Source organism: Romboutsia sp. 1001713B170131_170501_G6, from assembly GCF_015668195.1.
Taxonomy (GTDB): domain Bacteria; phylum Bacillota; class Clostridia; order Peptostreptococcales; family Peptostreptococcaceae; genus Romboutsia_C.
The window spans coordinates 20503-41433 of sequence record NZ_JADPFC010000010.1; the positions used below are offsets into that span (position 1 = coordinate 20503).

Below are 20931 nucleotides of genomic sequence, written 5' to 3' on the forward strand. Positions count from 1 at the left end.
TGCCTCCTTTCACCGATTATTCTTCCACTCTTAAACTTCCGCTCTTTATTTTTGTTTTAGAGTATGTTTTTAATATTAAGGTTCCTAATATACCTATTGTAACCATGTTTGATATTCCACCTATAGCTCCTTGTATGTATACCTTATTTGCAGGTTCTGCATATATAACTATATCTAAAGTAGGTGCTACAACAAACCAAGCTATTACATTTGCTACAATTTGAGTTATATTAAAAATTATAATTTGTTTAGTGGAGAAATCTCCTTCGTCTACTTTTATTTTTTTATACATTATACCTATTATAAGACCCACTATAGCCGATGATATTACCCAACTAAACCAAGGCATTCCATAAAACACTAAATCTTTTAACCCATGTCCTATAAGCCCTATTAAAAATCCTGCTATAGGACCATAAAGCACTGCCATTAATGCTAGATAAGCATATGCTGTTTCTATGTTAGTATTTGGTATACCACTTGGTATAGAACCAAATCTTCCCAAGATCATAAACACTGCAGCTCCAATTCCTATAGCAACTATAGTTTTTATTGAAAGTTTACTTTTATTCATACTTATACCTCTCTATTTTAGATGTATACATTTATATTTATTTAAATTAAACACAAATTTTAGTATAACTCTTACTAAAAAAAATGTCAATGTTAGTCGATTTTTTAACCATACTCCTACCTTTATTATTTACGTTATTTTTTATAAATACTTAATCTTTTAATTAAATAATTAATATATTTTATGCTTATAATAAAAACAAAAAAGGCAGAGAAAAATCTCTGCCTTTAAGAAATTATTTATTTTTTCTTAGGGTAACTTATCTATATTATTAGTGTATGTGTAATATCACTAAAGTTAAAATGATGCAAGTTGTAAATCAAAGCAAAGTAATGCTCTTGCTGTCATATTTGGTGTTAGTGATGTAATTACAACAGCGTTTAATTGCTCTACTGAAAATGCAGCTTCTTGATTTGGTGCTATGACAATATCAATAGGGCTCGCTTGAACTCTAATACTTACAGTTCTTGATAAGTTTCTAACTTTTATTGTAGCACGCGTAGTATTTGGATTAGATGAGTCATAAACAACTACTCCAGCAGGTGTAGCCGTTGATCTTATAGTAAATTGTTCCTTAACAAATCCATCACAACATCTACTTTCTATATCACATACTTCATCTCTTATATCCTCAAAATCGTCTCTTTGGAAACATTCACAATTATTATTTCTGCACATATTTATATTAACCTCCTTTTAATTAGGACAGCTTATTTGCCTGTCCTTTAATATAATATGAATAATATAAAATTTAGTTACATAAAACGACTTTTTTCTACATTTTTATTATTAATTATTTTAAATTCTTAACATTTCAATAAATTTTTACCATTGATTTGTATAAAATGATATAAAAATAATAAAAGGATATGAACTTATGTCATATCCTTTGTATATTTATCTTCTTTTCTTTTTCATAGGCTTTGAACTTTTAGAAAAATTCTTACTTGATTTATTATTTCTATCCTTTTTGCCTCTAGATTTTGATTCATTATTTCTTGAAGAATTTCTTCCTCTTGAACTATTATTATTTGAGTTTTTAGAATTCAAGTTTCTATTTGAATATCCTCTAGCTTCTCTTGGCTTTATTAAACATCTTGGACTAAATCCTATTAAATCTTCTCTTCCAGCTTCAACTAATGCTGCATGTACTAAATCATAATTTCTTGGAGCACTATATTGAAGTAATGCTCTTTGCATAGCCTTTTCTTGTTTCGACTTAGGAACATATACTGGTTTCATAGTTAATGGATCTATTCCTGTGTAGAACATCGTAGTTGATAATGTCCCTGGAGTTGGATAAAAATCCTGTACCTGCTCTGGTTGATATTTAATGTCTCTTAAGTACTCTGCAAGCTCTATAGCTGAATTTAATGTTGAACCTGGATGAGATGACATTAAATAAGGTATAATATATTGTTTTTTACCAGCTCTTTCACTTAATCTAAAGAATTTTTCTCTAAATTTATCATAAGTATTTCCTGCTGGCTTTTGCATATGCTCTAAAACTTCTTCTGCTATATGCTCTGGAGCCACTTTTAATTGCCCACTAACATGATGTTCAACAAGTTCTTTAAAGAATTTATCATTTTTATCAGCCATTACATAGTCATATCTTATTCCTGAACGTACGAATACCTTCTTAACTTTAGGTAAATTTCTAACCTTTCTCAATAATTCTAAGAAATCTGTATGGTCAACTTTTAAATTCTTACATGGATCTGGGTGTAAACATTGTCTATGCTTACAAGCTCCTTTAGTTATTTGCTTTTTACATGCTTCATGTCTAAAGTTTGCTGTAGGACCTCCAACATCATGTATATATCCTTTAAAATCTGGAAGTTCTGTTATATATTTAGCTTCATCTAATATAGACTCATGACTTCTACTTTGTACTGCTCTACCTTGGTGGAATGTTATTGCACAGAAAGAACAACTTCCAAAGCAACCTCTTGAACTTACTATACCAAACTTAACTTCTTCTATAGCAGGTATTCCTCCCATTTCTTTGTATATAGGATGATAGTCTTTAGCATAAGGTAGTGCATAAACTTCATCCAGCTCTTCTCTATTTAATGGTGGTTCTGGTTTATTTTGAACTAAATACTTATCACCATGTCTTTGTATTATAACTTTTCCTCTATATGGGTCTTGCTCATCATATTGAATTTTAAATGCTTTTGCATATTCTTCTTTACTTGAACATACATCTTTATATGATGGTATCTCTACATAATCATCATATATTTCTTCTTTGCTATCTGCTATATAACAAGTTCCATTTATATGTCTTATATATTTAGGGTCAAAACCGTCATTTAAAGCATTAGCTACTTCTACTATTTGTCTTTCACTCATACCATAAACTAATAAATCTGCACCACTATCTATTAGTATAGACTTTCTCACTTTATCTCCCCAATAGTCATAATGAGCAAATCTTCTTAAACTTGCTTCAAGCCCTCCAATTGCTATGTTAGCATCTTTATAAGCTTCTCTAATTTTATTACAATAAACTATTACTGCTCTATCAGGTCTAAGTCCCATTTTCCCACCTGGAGAGTACATATCTTTATCTCTACGTTTTTTACTTACTGAATAATGATTAACCATAGAGTCCATATTTCCTGAGTTAACTAGGAAACCTAGTCTTGGTTCTCCTAGCTTCATAAAATCATCAGTACTTTTCCAATCTGGTTGAGCTATTATTCCTACTTTATACCCTGCATTTTCTAATACTCTAGATATTATAGCTGTACCAAAGCTATGATGGTCAACATAAGCATCTCCTGTAACTATAATAAAATCTAGTTGTTCCCATCCTCTATCTATCATATCTTGCTTGCATATAGGTAAAAATTTGTTTTCCATTTTATCACCTGCTTAATCTATATTTGTCTATTTTAACATATTAAAAATTCATTTTCTGTCCTTAGGTCTTAAGATTTAATTATATCATTAATTTACTTTATTTTTAATCATTATTTATTTATTTTTATCAAAATTAAAATAAGTATGGTAATTTTATATAATTTCCTGGAAAATATTTATGCTTACTGTCTCATTTTATATTTTACTACACAAAATAGATACTCTTAATTATTATTAACCACTTAATATAAATATCAAACAAAAGTATTAGTTAAAATATTTATTTATTAGTTTTTTAGGGAATACGAAATTTTTAATTTGCTTAAAATTTAAAATAGCGATGAGATATCTCATCGCTATTTTTTATATTATGCATTTTGTAATTCAGCTTCTTTAACAAATATAGTTTTACCTTCTTTTATAGTTTCTAATACTTTTATGTTTTCTATTTCCATAGTATCAACTTCAAGAGGGTTTTTATCTAATATAACTAAGTCAGCTAACTTACCAACTTCTATACTACCTTTTACATCTTCTTCGAAGTATTGGTATGCACCATTTATAGTTACAGCCTTTATAGCTTCCATAACTGATATTCTTTGATGTTCTCCTAATACTCTTCCTGATTCTGTAGTTCTATTAACAGCTGTATGCATAGCTATTATTTGGTTTGGCATTTTTACTGGTGGATCTTGATGTAGCGTAAACTTTATACCCTTTTCTAATGCCCATCCTATTGGAGATATATTTTGAGCTCTTTCTGGTCCAAATACTTGATCATGGTGTAAATCTCCCCAGAATCTTACATGATCATTGAAGAATGTTGGTATTGCACCTATTTCTTTAACATCATCTAATTGGTCTTCTCTTAATGCTTGACAGTGAACCATAACAGGTCTTAAATCTGCTTTACTTCCTGTTATTTCTAAAGCTTTTTTGTAGCATCTTAAGAATTGAGCACAAGCTTCATCACCATTTACATGAGTATGAACTTGTACATTTAAGTTTATACAATCAACAAAGTAATTAGTTACAACTTCATCAGTTTGAGTTCCATATCCACAGTAATCAGCTGGTTGACCTTCTGGTACAACGTGATAAGGCTTGCTTAACCAAGCAGTAAATCCTTGCGGAGACCCATCTAACCAAGTCTTAGCTCCTGCTAACTTATAGTGATTGAAGTATTCTCTCTTTGGAGTACCTTCATTTTTCATTAAGTTCATTGTTGATGGCTGAGTAGCAAGTCCAACTATATCTATCATTAACATATTATTTTGAGCACATGCTCCTAATATATGATTGTAATGATTAGCTTCTTCTACTGAAGCATCTTGAGTTGTTGTAACACCTAATGATGCATATACCTTTTGAGCTTTAACAACAGCCTTTAAAACTTCTTCAAATCCTGGAGCTTTTATAACTTTTTTCTTTTCACTATCTAATATAGCATTTTCTTCTAATACTCCATTTGCCTCTTTTGAATCAGGTGATACTGTTCTTACAACTCCACCTTCTGGAACTATATAGTCATCTCCTACATATCCATATAATTCTAATGCTTTAGAGTTTACAGCTGATAAATGTCCTGATGCATGAGAAACAGTTATCGGTACTTCTGTACTTATTTGGTCTAAGTCAAACTTAGTTGGATGTTCTCCACCTTCAAATTTAGTGTTATCATATCCAAATCCTATTAACCAGTTTCCATCTGTTGGAGGATCACTTTCGAAGGCTTCTTTTAATCTAGATAATAGTTCTTCTTTAGAAGTTACATCTCCTAATGTTACTATCATTAAAGTTTGAGCTGTAGCAACTATGTGTCCATGAGGATCTATAAACCCTGGGAGAATTGTTTTCCCATCTAGGTCTATTTTTTCAGTAATTTCATCTGCTAACGCAAGAACCTCTTCATTAGTTCCTACTGCTTTTATTTTTCCTTCTTCAACTAATATAGCTTGTGCTATTGATTCATTTTTGTCAACAGTTACCACTGTTCCATTGAAGTAAATCTTTTTAGTCATTGTATTTCTCCCTTCACCAGGCAAGTTTTAATGTATATATATAAAGCTACTTACTAATATAGCAAGTAGCTTTTTAGCTTATTTAAATAATTATTATATCATTAAGCTACTTTGTCTTTTTTAATTGATCCACTTAACTTGTAAGCTTCCCAATGTTTGAATGTAAATATAGCTAATGCTGTTACATTTATTCCTGAAAGTACAAATAATAATAAGTCAACAGCTTCGAATACCACGTTAGCTCCAAATACTGCTAAAGTACCAGCAGCTATTATTAATGCTAAGTATATTGCTATATTTTTATTAATTGGATTTTGCTTAAATAACTTTGTCATGTAGTAGTAAGATCCAAGTATTGTAGTTAATGCTGATAATACTGTGAATGCTGCTAAAACAATTAATCCAAATATACCAACTACATGCTCAGCCGTAGCAAAGTAACCACCTAATCTTGCAACAGTTCCTGCTGCATTTCCATTAGCATCAACTAATGCTAAAGTTCCTACTTCAACTCCATAAGAAGCTATATATGAAGTAACAACTATAGAAACGAATACTGTTACAGCTGTTGGTAATAAAGATATCATAGCTGCTTCTCTTGGTTGTGAATTAGATTCTTGAGCAGCCATTGCTAAAGCTCCAAGACCAGTTTCTGCTGTTTGTATAACCTTTTGCATACCTAATATAAATCCTAAAGGCACACCCATCATTGCATTAACTGGATTCATCATACCTTTTATCATACTTCCAAAGAAAGTAGGTATGTAATCAGCAGTCTTAAGAACAAACATTGTAAAGAATATGAAGTACCCAGCAACTGCTGTTCCTATCATATAAGTCATTGCTCCCATAAATAACTCGTGCTTTTTAGATAATACTAATGCAGCAACTACTGCTATTACTGGTATAACTATGAATAAATATCTTTGAACTAATGATAATTCGATTCCAAACTTATCATTTAATACTGTAGCGAAAACTGAATCTATACCACTAAATTGGAACCCACCAAATCCAAATACTGCTAATGCAACGAAACATATAGCATATGTCATTCCTAATTTAGGGCTTATTAGAGTAGATATATACTCCTTTGGAGTTTTCCCCATTATTTTTGAGTTTAATGTTTCAGAATATGAAACAGGAAGCATTATTAATGAACCTATTAATGCCCATATAGCCATAGCTTCTATATTTGCTTGGCCGTTTGCTGATAATTTTGATAATGCACCAAGAACACCTATTATCGCTCCTGTACCTATCATCGCCCCTAAAGATATAGAAGCTGGCCCTATTACATTTTTCATTTGTAATTTAGCAGGCTTTGTAGCTTGTTTTTGTATCATGAAGATTGTCCTTATAGCCATTGTAGCGCCAACAACTAATATAAATGGTAAAAATACTGGCCATATAGCTTCAGATACTTTTGTTATTGCAACTTCTAACTGATGTAGCATCTTTTATGTTCTCCTTGTAAATATTTATTTTTTATATCTATTTTGTTTTTTGTATATCTAACCCCCTAAAATATACAAAAAAAATAGGCTTCACATTCATTAAATAATACAACAATTTATAAAAGTTAATCTTAGCACTTATACTTTTTCATCAAAAAACTGACTATCTTACGTATTTTATTAATTAAAATAATAACGGTATATCTATATCAGTTTTAAGATTTTATTAAAATATAAAACTTTAAGATTAACTATATAAAATTATTGGATCATTAATGATTTTGTTAGTGCCTATTTACAGTTACTACAATATCAATTTTTTATTATTTAAGTCAATAAATTATTTTGACCTTTATTTTCTTTTTTCAACAAATTCAAACATTTTTGAAATTCGTCAATATAATTTCTAGTAAACTATTAATTAATTTCACCATTTATTATTCTAGTATAAACTAGTGCCTTTGATATTTTTTCTAAAATATCTTCCTTTTCACTTACTAGTATATTTTCTTTCTCATTCCATACACTATCAAACACTTCATCACATATTTTTTTAAACTCGTTATCTTTAATTATTGCATAATCATTTACCTCATCCATAGGATGTGTTTTTATTAACTTTAGATTCTTAGATAGATACATAGATGGACTTAAACCTGAATCAAATTCTTCTATGGAGCTATTTTCAATAAGTTTAATTTCTATATTTTCATGTTCTTTTATTATTTTTTCTATATTTTTTATATGCCTTTCCATTTGTTCTAATGTTAATTTTACTGGTGTATTAAAAAATGTTATTTCTCCTGTTGATATATACTTCATTAGTTTTGCTTCATAAATTAATACCTTTATGTTAGATTTGTATGTTACATTTTGTAAAAATGCATTTATTTGGCGTAGCTCTTGTAGTAATTCTTTGTCATTTCCAAATACATCTTCTGCAATTTCTATAAATAAATCAGATGGCATAAAAAATTCATTCATAACTCCTAATACCCATTTTAAATCTTGTCCCATTATATATTGTATATAAGTTTTATTCTTTAATAAATCTAGTGGAGTTTCTTTCTCTACAAGCAATTTACCTTGATTTTTTAATATTTCTTCTAAACTATAATAAACCTCATCTATGATAGCCTTTTCTTTAGACATATTAGTAAATAAGCATTGTCCATCGCTTGCAAATATAGCACTATGGAAAATTCTATCCTTTATAACAGCTAAAATATTACTGCTATCTACATTACAGTTATATACTTCAAAATCTAAATTAGGATATGTTGTTATCATGTCTATTATAAGTAATGTATTTAGTACCTTATCATTTTGATTTCCTTCAAATCCAGTTAATACCCTTGCTTTCACTTCTTTGTCTTTTTGTATGCTATATAATGCTGATTTCATTTCTGATATAGAAACTTTGTCATTTCCATTAAGTCTATATAAGTTGGTAGATAATATTAAATCTAATTTACTAGATTTACTTATATGCAATATTGCATCCTTTGCTAAATACTGTTTTCTAAGCCTTGGGTTTATATGCATCATACTATTATAATTATCTTCAGAGTGTGTACTCTTATATATATTAGAAGAACTTTTTTGTGCCGTAACCATATATGATTCTTTTAAACTTCTTTCTATATATTGAGCTAATACAGTGTCATCTTTTACCTCTACATCTATTTCAAAGTAGTGTTTAAGCTCTTGCTTTGATGTAGCATTTAAAGATTTAACTATAAACTCTGATGCTATTTTACATATACTAGATATGCTCTTTTGAGTCGGTAAATTTCTCCCATTAATCCATTTACTTATATAAGATATATCATATCCTAACTCTTTTGCTAATGTACTCTTTTTTTGATTTGATAAGTAAAGTAGCTTTTCTAATAGTTGACCAAATGCAATATTTTTCAACCTATTCACCTTCCTTTTTATTTGCTCGTTCTTTTATGATTTCTTAATATTATTATATATTTTATATATTACTATGACTCCATTTTATAGTATATCTGACAATACCATACTAAGTATAAATTAATCAAAGTTGATTTTTAATTGAAGTTATTGAATATTCTTGAATCAAGTTTCAACTTTGTTCATCAACCTTCCTTTGTTTTTAATATATCACTTATGATATCCTTTTTCTAGGATATATTTCATTTTAATTTATGTTTTTACATTTATATCCATTTTTATGTGTCTATTTACAAAAACAACAACAAAGGAGAAATCATACAATGAACACTAAAAGTAAAAAATTCGCAACTGGTTGGTTAATAGTAGTTGCATGTATGCTTATACAAGCTATACCATTTGGCGTTGCTGCAAATATCCAACCACAATTTATGGCTTACATCCTATCTCCTGATTCAGGATATGGATTTACACAAGCTGGATTCTCATTAATATTTACATTAGGTACAGTTGTATCTGCTATAGCGTCTCCATTTATAGGAGCAATGTTTAATAAAGTTAGTGTTAAAACAATGTACTTAATGGGTTCTATACTTTCAGGTGGAGGATTCTTAGCATTCTCTATGTGTAAAGAATTATGGCAATTTTACCTTGTTGCTGGTATAGTTCAAGTTGGTACAGCTGCTATATCTTCAATCGGGGTTCCTTTATTAATAAATGGATGGTTCGATGAATTATCAAAAGGTAAGGCAATGGGACTTGCTTTCGCTGGAGGATCTATAGGTAATATATTCCTTCAAAGTATGACTGCTTATTCATTAACTAACTTCGGTATATCTAAATCATACTTTATGTTTGGTGCTTTATCATTAATTGTAGGTATACCTATAACTTTATTATTCTTAAGAATGCCAAAGAATGATAGCGAAATAGTTAGAGGTAAGAAAAAAGACAATGGAAAAGAAGAAAAAGAGCAAAGTACTATTTCAGTTGATTGGGGATACTCTTTAAAAGAAGTTAAAAATGTTAAATTCTTCTGGCTGTTTGCTTTAGGATTATTCTTCTTAGGTATGTATGTTTCTGTACTTGCTGTACAATATCCTGCTTACTTAAAGAACTTCTTAAAAGTTGATCCTATGATAGTTGGTATGGTAGGTTCTACATTCGCTATATTCTCTCTTGGAGGAAACTTATTTGGTGGAGTAATATTTGATAAATTAGGTATAACTAAAGGTCTTATAGTTGCCTTTGCATTAGCTGGTACTTCTTGCCTAGCTCTAATGAATGCAGGTTTAATACCTATGTTAGCTCCAATATTTGCTGCTTTAAAAGGATTATCAGTATTCGCTTACATGATGGGACCTTCTTTACTTGCAGGATCATTCTTCGGTAAAAAAGAGTTCGGTGCTATACTTGGTGTAGTTCAAATATTCTTCGCAGTAGGATTTGCTGCTGGTTCATCAATATTTGGATTATTAGTTGATAAAATGGGATACAGCATAGCTTGGATATTCGTTTTAGCATTTATAGTTGTATGTTATACAGCTTTAATAACTGCTTCTATAGGTATGTCTAAGTTAAACAAAGAAAGAATAGCTAAATTACAAAAGGATGCTTCTTCTCAAGAAGTTGCTTAATAATAATTTAAAGGAGTGTATTTTATACACTCCTTTTATTTTATGCATATATAAATTTTATATTTAAACTTGGTTTAAATTATACTTTTACGCAACCTTCCTAATTTTTGATGTTCTTATTTTATATTTTTTCCATTCAAATTCTGTGAACATAGCAAGTGCCATAATGTTAATAGATGTTGAAATAAATAATAATATCTCCAATAATAAAAATACTAATTCTACATTAAATACTGATAATGCACCTCCTAATATTAATAAACTTACATAAACAAGATAATTATTTTTAATATTAAAATTAGCTACATTTATAAGTACAAGATATCCTCCCAATAAAGTAGTTAATGCAGATAAGGCTATAAATGTAAATAGTATTAATATCCCAAATTTACCCGTTACACTAATTATAGTATCAAAGTATGACACTAACTTCTCGTATCCATTAACTGAAAAATTTATTATTCCTTTACTAAGTCCATAAGATGCTATATATGAAGTAACTAACACTGATATAACAATAAGTACAGTTGTTAGTATAGAAGATATTAAAGCAGCTTCTCTTGGCTTAGAATTTGATTTCATAGATGCTAATGCAAGTGTTCCAAGACCTGGTTCTGCTATTTGTATAACTCTCTGAAGTCCAAATATAAGACCTAATGGTATTCCAAATAACACCGATACAGGATTTTTAAATCCTATAATAATACGTTCTATAAATATAGGTATATACTCTTGTGTTTTATAAAGAAATATGAAAAATGATAATAAATAAGTTGAAAATGATAGTATTACCATAGTTACTAAAATTTTTAAAAATATACTTTGTCTGTTTTTAAGTATAATGGTAATTAATATAATTATTACTGGAATAACAATATACATATATCTTTGTATTTCACTAAATTCCAAATTTACTATTTCATTTATACTAGTGGTTACTACTGCATCTATTCCACTTAACTGTATTCCCCCTATAGCAAATATGTACAATAAAACTAAAGATGCAACATATAATTTTGAGGCTTTATTTGATATAAATGCTTCTATATATTCTTTTGGTTGCATTCTCACAACTTTAGATATTAAAGTTTCACAATATGATATAGGTATTAATATTATAGATCCAAGTAGTGCCCATATAGCAATTGATTCAACATATATTTGCCCACTTATAGAAAGTTTACTAAGCCCCGTCAAAAAACCAACGACTGTTCCTGTTCCCATCATAGTACCCAAAGCTACGGTACTTTGTGGAATTATGTACTTGTAATTTATTTTCCCCTTTGTTGTAATTCGTTGCCTTATGTTAAAAAAAACTTGCAAACATATATATGTCCCAAGTAAAAGCAAAAAAGGTATAAACATAGGCCAAACAACATTAGATACTACCCTTGCAATATACTCCATGCCAACTCTCTCCTTTAAATTAAAGCATAATAAAAGTAACACTTATCAATAAGTGTTACTCTTATATTATACTATATTTTGAATATTGTTTGTCCTTCTTTTATACTCTTTATTTTCTAAATTTACTTAACTTTAAGCTATTATATTATTTATAAATTTAAAAACTCTATTATACTTTCTTCATTGTAGTTTATAACTAACTCTTTGGGAAATTTTACATCATTTATTACCTTCTCAGAATATGGGAATTTTCCTACATCATAAGATATATGTGCATCACTTCCAAGTATCACTTTTACATTGTATTTTTTACAATATTCAAGTAGTTTAACTACATTCTCCCAAGCTCCTTGTCTAAAAGTCGTCGGCTTTAAAGATGAATTATTTATTTCTAATGCTATATTTTTCTCTTTTGCCTTTTTTACTACTTTTTCATAATCAACTGGATATCTACTATCATCTAAATGTCCTATTATCTTAACTTTTAATTTATCCATTACATTAAGTACAGCTTGTGTATTTTCTTCTATAGTTCCAGCATCTATACATGGTGTATGTAAGCTAGCTATGACATAGTCTATATGTGTAAGCATATCATCATCTACATCTGTATTTCCTTCAAAATCTATAATATTTGCTTCTATTCCTCTAAGTACTCTAAGTCCATTTACTTCTTTCGGTATACAATAAATATTATGGAAATAATATGGATGAGGTCCACCTGGCATATTTGGCGCATGTTCTGACAATCCTAAATATTTTAATCCATTGTCAATTGCTGATTGTATATTTTCTTGTACTGTACTATATGCATGTCCACTTACTAGTGTATGTGTATGTAAATCTATTAATGCTTTCATTAAAATTCTCCCTATAAATTATAATTTTTTCTGTGTTATTTTCTTAAATAAAAACCATAATGATATTATTATAATTAAATTTAATACTACTAAACTCATTATTCCCAAAAAATCAAATCCTATAAAAATACAGATTTAAAACTTTCGTTATCTGGTGTAATCACTCTATCTCCCTTAAATATCATATAGTTAAAGCCACATTGTTAAACAACATGGCTCTTTGTATAATGTTATTTTTTTAAATCTTTAAATTTATCTTTAAATAATTCACCTAATGAACCTAATGATTCTTCAACTTCTAAAAATTCTGAGTAATCTTCTTCTGGTTCTTTAGTAGCTTCTTTTATAGATAATATCATTTTTCTATTCTTTGGCTTAAATTCTATAACCATAGCGCTAACTTCATCACCAACATTTACTACATTATTAACTCTCATAACTCTTTCTTCACTTAATTCAGATATCGGTAAGAATGCTTCTACGCCTTCTCTTATCTTAACAATAGCACCCTTTTCTATAGTTCTAACTACAGTTCCAGTTATTATATCATCTAATTGTACTTCTTGTTTTATTAATTCCCATGGATCATTATTTATATCTTTTAATGCTAATGCAAACTTTTTATTTTCTTTATCTATATCTAATACATAAACTTGTACTTCTTGTCCTTCTTGAATTACATCTTCTACAGACTCTACTCTTTCCCAAGATAAGTTGTTTTGATGAAGTAACCCTTCTATTCCTCCAATATCAACGAAAGCTCCATAAGGCATCATTTTTACAACTTTACCTTCTCTTTTCTGTCCAACTTCTAAAGATTCAAATAAAGCTTCTTTATCAGCTTTAACTTTTGCTATATGAGCTTCTCTTTCAGCTTTAACTCTAGCTCTTTCAGCTTCTTTTTCCGCCTTTATTCTTGCTCTTCTTTCTTCTCTTTCTTTGTCTATTCTTTCTTGTAATACTTCTCTATGACTAGCCACTAATCTATTTTTCTTTAAATCTAGTTCTTTTATATATACTTCTAAATTACGTCCAACATACTCTTTTGTATCATTTACAAACTTAGTATCTAATTGAGATATTGGTATAAATAACGTTTGCGTTTTATAAGTAGCAAATACTCCTCTTTCTATGTTTTTATTTACATTAACAGTTATTATTCTATGTTCATTATGTATTTTTTCTAACTCTTTTATGTCTGCTTCTTTATCTAATCTTAATTTTGATAATTGTATTGTTCCATCTTTATGGTTAACCTTTGTTATAACAGCACTTATTTCATCTCCTACATTATATACATCACTAGTATATTTTCCTTTAGGAATATTTAATTCATTTGTAGGGATTATCCCATCAAATCCAAAGTTAAGTTCTAAGCTAACACCATCATTACTAACCTTAGATATTTTACCATTTATAGTTTCCCCAACTTTTATGTTATTTAATTCTTTTTCTTGTTGTTCTAAAAGTTCTTGCATTGATAAATTATTCGTCATAGTTATAAACTTCCTTTCATAATAAATATCATATATGAATATTATACCATTAATATTTCAAATACTTATATTTTTCTTGCAACATTTTAAAGTTATATACTAAATTTTAAAAATATATTATTTTATAAAATAACTTCTACAGCTTCCTTTATGACTATCCCTTCTTTATCCACATTACAATCATAAGATACTATATTTACACCTTTTTCCCTTGCTCTTTTTAATGCTTCCCAAAGTTCATAGTGCATTTTTTTATTAGGTGTAAAATATTTTACATTATCCATCTGAACTAAAAAAAATATATAGCACTCATATCCATCGTCTTTTGCTTTTATTAATTCATTTATATGCTTTACTCCTCTTTCTGTTTTAGCATCAGGAAACATTACTACACCATTCTCTTCTAGTGTTACTCCCTTTATCTCTATAAATACCTTTTTATTTTTAGTTTCTAAATATATATCAAATCTTGAATCATGATATTTCTGTTCAGGCTTAATGTAAGTTATTTCTTCATTAAGACCAGGAAGTTGTATTAAATCATTCTCTAGTGCTTCGTATACTACCTTATTTGGTACCTGAGAATCCATATTTATTAGCCGCTCTCCTTTTTCAACTGCAACTAGTGAATACTTTGTTTTTCTATTTGGATTATCACTTTCTTCTAAATATACAGTGCAACCTTCTATTAATAGCTCTTTACATCTTCCTGTATTTTTAACGTGTACTTTTTCTACTTTTCCATCTATATCACAATAAGCTATAAATCTATTTGGCCTTTCTATAAATTTACCCTTTACGATTTTATTATACTTCATATGTCTCTCCTTAATGAAAATTCAATTTGATTGCATTAATTATTTATAAATATTTACAATAAAAAATCTCTCATAAATATATATATCCATAAGAGATTTTTTAACTCTATTAATTTGTATTTAAGCTTTCTTTACCATTAGTATTAATGCTTTTACTTTCTATATTGCTTAAATTTTTCTTATAAAATACCATAAAGCATATTGCTGTTGTTAAAACTGCCGTTATATCTGCTATAGGCTGTGCTAAAAGCACTGCAAATAACTTATCTTCTATAAATGTTGGTAATATATATATTAATGGTATTAATAAAATTACTTTTCTAAGTAATGCTAAAAACAGAGAAATTTTGGCTTGCCCAAGTGCAAGTAATGTATTTTGGCATGCTACCTGTATACCAAATATAGTTATTCCAACGAAGTAAATTCTTATACTCCATACTGTTATTTCAATTAATTTTGGATCACTATTGAATATCCTAACAAACATCTCTGGCATTATCATAAGTGCTGTGCACATTGTTGCAGTGTATCCTAAAGTAATTAATACAGTTAACTTAAAAGTCTTTTTAACTCTATCAATTTGTTTTGCTCCATAGTTGTAACTCATTATAGGTTGAGAACCTTGAGTAACCCCCATTGTCGGAAGCATTATTATCTGCATTATACTACTCATTATAGTCATTGCACCTACAGCTAAGTCTCCACCATACATTTGAAGCTTTGTATTTAATGTTATTAAAACTAAACTCTCCGTAGCTTGCATTATAAATGGTGCAACTCCAAGTCCCATTACTCTTCCCATTATTCTAAAATCTATTTTTAAGTATTTTTTTCTTATTCTTAATATTGTCTTTTTTCCTAGTAAGAATCTTAGTACCCACATTGCTGATACTGCTTGAGAGATAACTGTAGCTGTAGCAGCACCCTTAACACCCATATCTAATCCAAATATTAATATTGGATCAAGTATTATATTCATAGCCGCACCTATAGATACTGTCATCATACCTATTTTTGCGAAACCTTGTGTATTTATAAATGGATTCATACCAAGTGCCATAAGAACAAATATAGTTCCTATTAGATATATACTTAAGTAATCCATTGCATAACCTATAGTAGCTTCACTTGCTCCAAATGCCCAAAGTAATGGTTCTTTAAATATTAAAAATACTACAGTTAGTAAGATTGCTAATAGTACAAGTGTAGAAAAGCTATTACTCATTATCTTTTCTGCGCCATCATTATCCTTTTCACCCATTTTTATTGCAGCTAATGGAGCTCCCCCCATACCTACTAAAGCCGCGAAAGCTGCTACTATTAATGTTATTGGAAATGCAACTCCAACACCAGCCATCGCTATATCTCCACCTTGCATTCTCCCTATAAATATTCTATCAACTATATTGTATAGTACATTTACCAGTTGAGCTACTATTGCAGGTGTTGCTAGCTTAAATATCAATTTAGGAATGCTTCCCTTTCCCAAATCCGTGACATTATTACTCATCCAAATTCCCTCCTAGATTTATTATATTTTAAGTTTACATTGTCAACTATTTCAAATTTAAACATATACTATTTTTCTAATACTTTTAATTATAATACATAACCATTTAATTTTAAAACATTTTTTATTTTATAAAAAATTCGCTTCTCTCATGTCGCCAACGACTTCGTCCGTTGCTCAAAATCTCTTTTTTACGCTATGCAAACTAATTAGTATTACTTAAACTTCAATAGTTATCCACAGCTTTTTAAGTATCATAATTTTCTTAAGCGTAAAAAAATAACTCTAATCATATGATTAGAGTCATTTAAATTGGAGCTGGTGATAGGAATCGAACCTACAACCTGCTGATTACAAGTCAGCTGCTCTACCGTTGAGCCACACCAGCATATTGGCGGGAATAACAGGACTCGAACCTGTGACCCATTGATTAACAGTCAATTGCTCTACCAACTGAGCCATATTCCCATATATTAAATTGGAGGCGACACCCAGATTCGAACTGGGGATCAAGGAGTTGCAGTCCACTGCCTTACCACTTGGCTATGTCGCCTTATTAACACAATACTATTATATTATTTTATATATTTTTTTGCAACTGTTTTCATTATTTTTTTAATTAAATTTTTATACTTTTTTCGACTATTTTAGAGTTTTATAACATGCATGTTAATTTCATATATCAGTAAGGAATATATATACTCCTTACTGATATATTTATTCTTTTAATATTAAAGGCTATTTATCTTAGCTAAAACCTCGTCTAAGTCTATTCCATGTATTTCACAAGCTTGTTCTAATCTTTCCATTGTAGCTGAAGGGCAACCTAGACATCCCATACCATAGTCCATAAGTATTTTTACTGCCTCTGGTTTTTCTTTTATTATATCTCCTATTATAGAATCTTTAGTTATCATTATAATTCCTCCTTTAAATTTGCTATCTCTAGTACATCTTTTCTAAAATTTTCTATACCTATTCTATCTATGAATTCACCTAACTTTTCACCCATTTGACCATGTTCATTATAGTAGTTAAGTAAAGTTTCAACTAAGGTATATGCTTCTTTTTCTGATAATTTTTTAGTTATTATATCAGCTACTCTTGGGTAAAAACCTGCACTTCCTCCTGCACATACAAAGAAAGTTCCATCAATATCTACTAAAACTCCAATGTCTTTAGAGTACACACTTGTGCATGCATTTCTACATCCCGCAACTCCTATTTTTGTTCTATTTGGAAGTGGCATCCCATGAAAGTTTTTACTTATCTTCATAGCTATACCTATTGTTGGATATTTTGACCTTTTACAAAAATTTGCTGGACACATCTCTACATTTTTTACAGAATATTGATTTGTAACTGCTGGTTTCATATCTAGCTCTTTCCATATATCATCTAGATCTTCTTCTTTTAAATTAGTTATTAATATTCTTTGACCTGATGTTATTTTTAATACTCCATTATATTTTTTAGCTACATTAGCTATTTTTATAAGGGTATCTGGCAATACAAACCCTCCAGGTATATGAGGAGTTATTCCATATGTTCTTTTACCATTCCTTATTTTTTGTAAATTCCCATAATTACTCATCTATATCTACACTTTACCTTTCTTATAAAGTTAAGTTAAATCTATTTAAATTTTGTTTAATCTTATTATATCCTATTTTTCGTAAAACTTGTGTAACATACGTTACATAAAACTCATATTATTACTGAAAATATTAAATTTTCTTTCATTAATATTTTAAAGTGTATTTTATAGTCTGTGTGAATTATCAATAATTTTAACTTAGAATTAAATATTTTATGTAAAAAAGATACCATATTAAATGGTACCTTTTTTATTAAAATTATTTTCCTAAGAACATATTTAAATCATCTTCAACATTTGTTATTCCGCCTATACCAAAGTTTTCAACTAAAACCTTAGCTACATTTGGTGATAAAAATGCTGGTAATGTCGGTCCTAAGTGTATATTTTTAACACCTAAGTACAGTAACGATAATAATACTATTACAGCTTTTTGCTCATACCAAGCTATATTAAATGATATTGGTAAATCATTTATATCTTCTAATTCAAATACTTCTTTAAGTTTTAATGCAATAAGCGCTAATGAGTAAGAATCATTACATTGACCTGCATCTAATACTCTAGGTATACCGTTTATATCTCCTAAAGGTAACTTGTTGTATTTATACTTAGCACATCCTGCTGTAAGTATAACTGTATCTTGTGGTAAAGCCTTAGCAAATTCTGTGTAGTAGTTTCTTGACTTAGCTCTTCCGTCACATCCACCCATTACAAAGAATCTCTTTATAGCTCCAGTTTTAACTGCTTCTACAACTTTATCTGCAAGGGCGAAAACTTGATTATGTGCAAATCCACCTATTATTTCTCCAGTTTCTATCTCTATAGGAGCTTTACACTTTTTAGCATGTTCTATTATCACAGAAAAATCTTTATCATCTTCTGCATTTCCTTTTATATGTGTACATCCAGCAAATCCAGCTGCTCCAGTAGTATATAATCTATCTTTATAGCTATCTTTTGGAGGAACTATACAGTTTGTAGTCATTAATATTGGACCATTGAAGCTTTCAAATTCTTCTTTTTGCTTCCACCAAGCATTTCCATAGTTACCTACAAAGTGTGAATACTTCTTAAATGCTGGATAATAATGAGCTGGTAACATTTCAGAATGAGTATATACATCTACTCCTGTTCCCTCTGTTTGTTTAAGTAATAATTCTAAATCTTTTAAATCATGTCCTGATACTAATATACCTGGATTATTTCTAACCCCTATATTAACTTTAGTAATCTCTGGATGCCCATAAGTGCCTGTATTTGCACTATCAAGTAAAGCCATTCCATCTACCCCAACTTTACCTGTTTCTAATGTTAATGCTATTAATTCGTCAATAGTTAGGCTATCATCTAATGTTTTAGCTAAAGTGCTTTGTAAAAATGCATTAACTTCTTCATTGTCATACCCTAAAGCATTAGCATGTTTCATATATGCTGATAAGCCTTTTAATCCATATATTATAAGTTCTCTTAAACTTCTTATATCTTCATCTTTTGTAGCTAATACACCAACTTTAGTTGATTTTTCATCTAGTATTGTATCTATTTCTACTTGTTTCTTACCACTTCCTAGTATCGTGTTTTTTAGTTTAGATAATACAGATACTTTAGCATCTAATTCTTCATTATTTGATGCATTCCATAATGCTGCTTCTGATAAATTTTCTTTGTTCTTTAATTTTGATAATAATTCTTCCTTAGTTATTAAAGTTTGTTTTACTCTTTCATAGAATATTTCATCATCAAAATTTGCATTAGTTATTGTTGTAAATAAGTTTATAGTTATTAGATGGTTAACAGTACTATCTATTTTCTTCCCTTCATTTCTTAGTCTAGTAGTAACCTCTGATAATCCTTTAGTTGTATATATTAATAGATCTTGCATTCTTGCTAGATCTGGTGATTTTCCACATACTCCAAATTTTGTACATCCTGTACATCCTGCTGTTTCTTGACACTGAAAACAAAACATTTTATTTTCCATTTCATGTCCTCCTCTTTATTTTATGTGATAATTATATGTTATAATAGTATATATTTCTGTAACATATGTTACACTAATAAAAAAATTATAAAAGTAGGTGATTTTTTGTTTAAAACTAAAGAGGAAGCATTACATTTTTTTAAAAATTCAACTTATACTATATCTAAATATAATAAAAATGATATTATAGCTATTGAAGGTTCTCCTTGCGACAAAGTAGGTTTAATCTTACAAGGTAGCATTGATGTAAAACGTATATTAACTAGTAATAATGTTATACATATGTCTTCCTTATCTGAAGGTAATTTTTTTGGAGAAATTATAGCTTTCTCAGATACTAATGCGTATCCTGCTACTATAATGGCATCTAGTAATTGTGAAGTAATGTTTATACATAAAACTTCATTTATAATCTTTTGTACTAAAAATCCAGATTTTTTAGATATGTTTTTAAATGACTTAAGTAATAAGATTATACAACTTAATAATTCTATAAAAAATTTATCTTTTTCAAGTATACGTCAAAAACTAAGCAACTACCTAGTTACACAACATACTATCCAGAAAAGTAAATTTATAAAGCTTGGCATAACAAAACAAAAGCTTTCTGAAATGCTTGGTATCCCTAGACCCTCTTTATCTAGAGAGCTTATGAAAATGAAATCTGATGGACTTATAGATTATTCAAAAGATACAATTAAAATATTAGATATAGAAGCTTTAGAAGAGTTATTAATGGAGTAAAAAATGAGCAAAGTAAGACTTAAAAATTATGTCTT

The 20931-nt window shown here is 28.9% G+C and carries 16 protein-coding genes and 3 tRNA genes; 2 read left to right on the forward strand and 17 right to left on the reverse strand.

Annotation, left to right across the window (positions count from 1 at the left end):
• Positions 1–16: 16 nt before the first annotated feature.
• The 6 genes from I4U89_RS13920 to I4U89_RS13945 form a co-directional block, all read right to left on the reverse strand.
• Positions 17–574 carry an ECF-type riboflavin transporter substrate-binding protein gene (locus I4U89_RS13920; protein WP_195940886.1) on the reverse strand — a complete coding sequence of 186 codons (558 nt, stop codon included), beginning with the start codon at positions 572–574 and terminating at the stop codon, positions 17–19.
• A gap of 297 nt (positions 575–871) precedes the next feature.
• Positions 872–1252, reverse strand: coding sequence for a hypothetical protein (locus tag I4U89_RS13925; RefSeq protein WP_195940887.1), 381 nt, complete (start codon positions 1250–1252; stop codon positions 872–874).
• Between the two features lie 219 nt (positions 1253–1471).
• Positions 1472–3445, reverse strand: a complete 1974-nt coding sequence (locus tag I4U89_RS13930) for a YgiQ family radical SAM protein (RefSeq protein ID WP_195940888.1) — start codon at positions 3443–3445, stop codon at positions 1472–1474.
• 368 nt (positions 3446–3813) lie between these two features.
• On the reverse strand, positions 3814–5466 hold the full coding sequence (locus I4U89_RS13935; RefSeq protein ID WP_195940889.1) for an amidohydrolase: 1653 nt from the start codon (positions 5464–5466) through the stop codon (positions 3814–3816).
• A gap of 101 nt (positions 5467–5567) precedes the next feature.
• Positions 5568–6923 (reverse strand): sodium:alanine symporter family protein, encoded by a 1356-nt coding sequence (locus I4U89_RS13940; protein WP_195940890.1) that lies wholly within the window; start codon positions 6921–6923, stop codon positions 5568–5570.
• A 417-nt stretch (positions 6924–7340) separates the two neighbouring features.
• Positions 7341–8843, reverse strand: a complete 1503-nt coding sequence (locus I4U89_RS13945; protein WP_195940891.1) for a helix-turn-helix transcriptional regulator — start codon at positions 8841–8843, stop codon at positions 7341–7343.
• Positions 8844–9166: 323 nt separating this feature from the next.
• On the opposite strand from I4U89_RS13945, the gene I4U89_RS13950 reads away from it, so the two are divergent.
• Entirely contained in the window at positions 9167–10480 is a 1314-nt protein-coding gene (locus tag I4U89_RS13950) for a conjugated bile salt MFS transporter (RefSeq protein ID WP_092923172.1), read from the forward strand.
• Between the two features lie 87 nt (positions 10481–10567).
• On the opposite strand, the gene I4U89_RS13955 is transcribed toward I4U89_RS13950, so the two are convergent.
• The 11 genes from I4U89_RS13955 to hcp form a co-directional block, all read right to left on the reverse strand.
• Positions 10568–11887, reverse strand: a complete 1320-nt coding sequence (locus I4U89_RS13955; RefSeq protein ID WP_195940892.1) for a hypothetical protein — start codon at positions 11885–11887, stop codon at positions 10568–10570.
• Positions 11888–12036: 149 nt separating this feature from the next.
• Positions 12037–12747, reverse strand: coding sequence for a phosphatase (locus I4U89_RS13960; RefSeq protein WP_195940893.1), 711 nt, complete (start codon positions 12745–12747; stop codon positions 12037–12039).
• A gap of 230 nt (positions 12748–12977) precedes the next feature.
• Positions 12978–14243 (reverse strand): 30S ribosomal protein S1, encoded by a 1266-nt coding sequence (locus tag I4U89_RS13965; RefSeq protein WP_195940894.1) that lies wholly within the window; start codon positions 14241–14243, stop codon positions 12978–12980.
• A gap of 122 nt (positions 14244–14365) precedes the next feature.
• Positions 14366–15061, reverse strand: coding sequence for a DNA/RNA nuclease SfsA (gene sfsA / locus I4U89_RS13970; RefSeq protein ID WP_195940895.1), 696 nt, complete (start codon positions 15059–15061; stop codon positions 14366–14368).
• Between the two features lie 109 nt (positions 15062–15170).
• Complete coding sequence (locus I4U89_RS13975; RefSeq protein WP_195940896.1) at positions 15171–16571, reverse strand: MATE family efflux transporter; 1401 nt, start codon at positions 16569–16571, stop codon at positions 15171–15173.
• A gap of 313 nt (positions 16572–16884) precedes the next feature.
• Positions 16885–16959, reverse strand: a tRNA-Thr gene (locus I4U89_RS13980).
• A 4-nt stretch (positions 16960–16963) separates the two neighbouring features.
• Positions 16964–17039 (reverse strand) — tRNA-Asn (locus tag I4U89_RS13985).
• A gap of 11 nt (positions 17040–17050) precedes the next feature.
• Positions 17051–17124, reverse strand: a tRNA-Cys gene (locus I4U89_RS13990).
• Between the two features lie 178 nt (positions 17125–17302).
• Positions 17303–17488, reverse strand: a complete 186-nt coding sequence (locus I4U89_RS13995; protein ID WP_195940897.1) for a DUF1858 domain-containing protein — start codon at positions 17486–17488, stop codon at positions 17303–17305.
• Positions 17488–18165: an NAD(P)/FAD-dependent oxidoreductase gene (locus I4U89_RS14000; RefSeq protein WP_195940898.1), complete on the reverse strand. Its 678-nt coding sequence runs from the start codon at positions 18163–18165 to the stop codon at positions 17488–17490. Before I4U89_RS14000 ends, I4U89_RS13995 begins: the two co-directional genes overlap by 1 nt.
• Positions 18166–18427: 262 nt before the next feature.
• Positions 18428–20152 (reverse strand): hydroxylamine reductase, encoded by a 1725-nt coding sequence (hcp, locus tag I4U89_RS14005; RefSeq protein WP_195940899.1) that lies wholly within the window; start codon positions 20150–20152, stop codon positions 18428–18430.
• Positions 20153–20257: 105 nt separating this feature from the next.
• On the opposite strand from hcp, the gene I4U89_RS14010 reads away from it, so the two are divergent.
• Complete coding sequence (locus tag I4U89_RS14010) at positions 20258–20896, forward strand: Crp/Fnr family transcriptional regulator (RefSeq protein ID WP_243279220.1); 639 nt, start codon at positions 20258–20260, stop codon at positions 20894–20896.
• Positions 20897–20931: the final 35 nt, after the last annotated feature.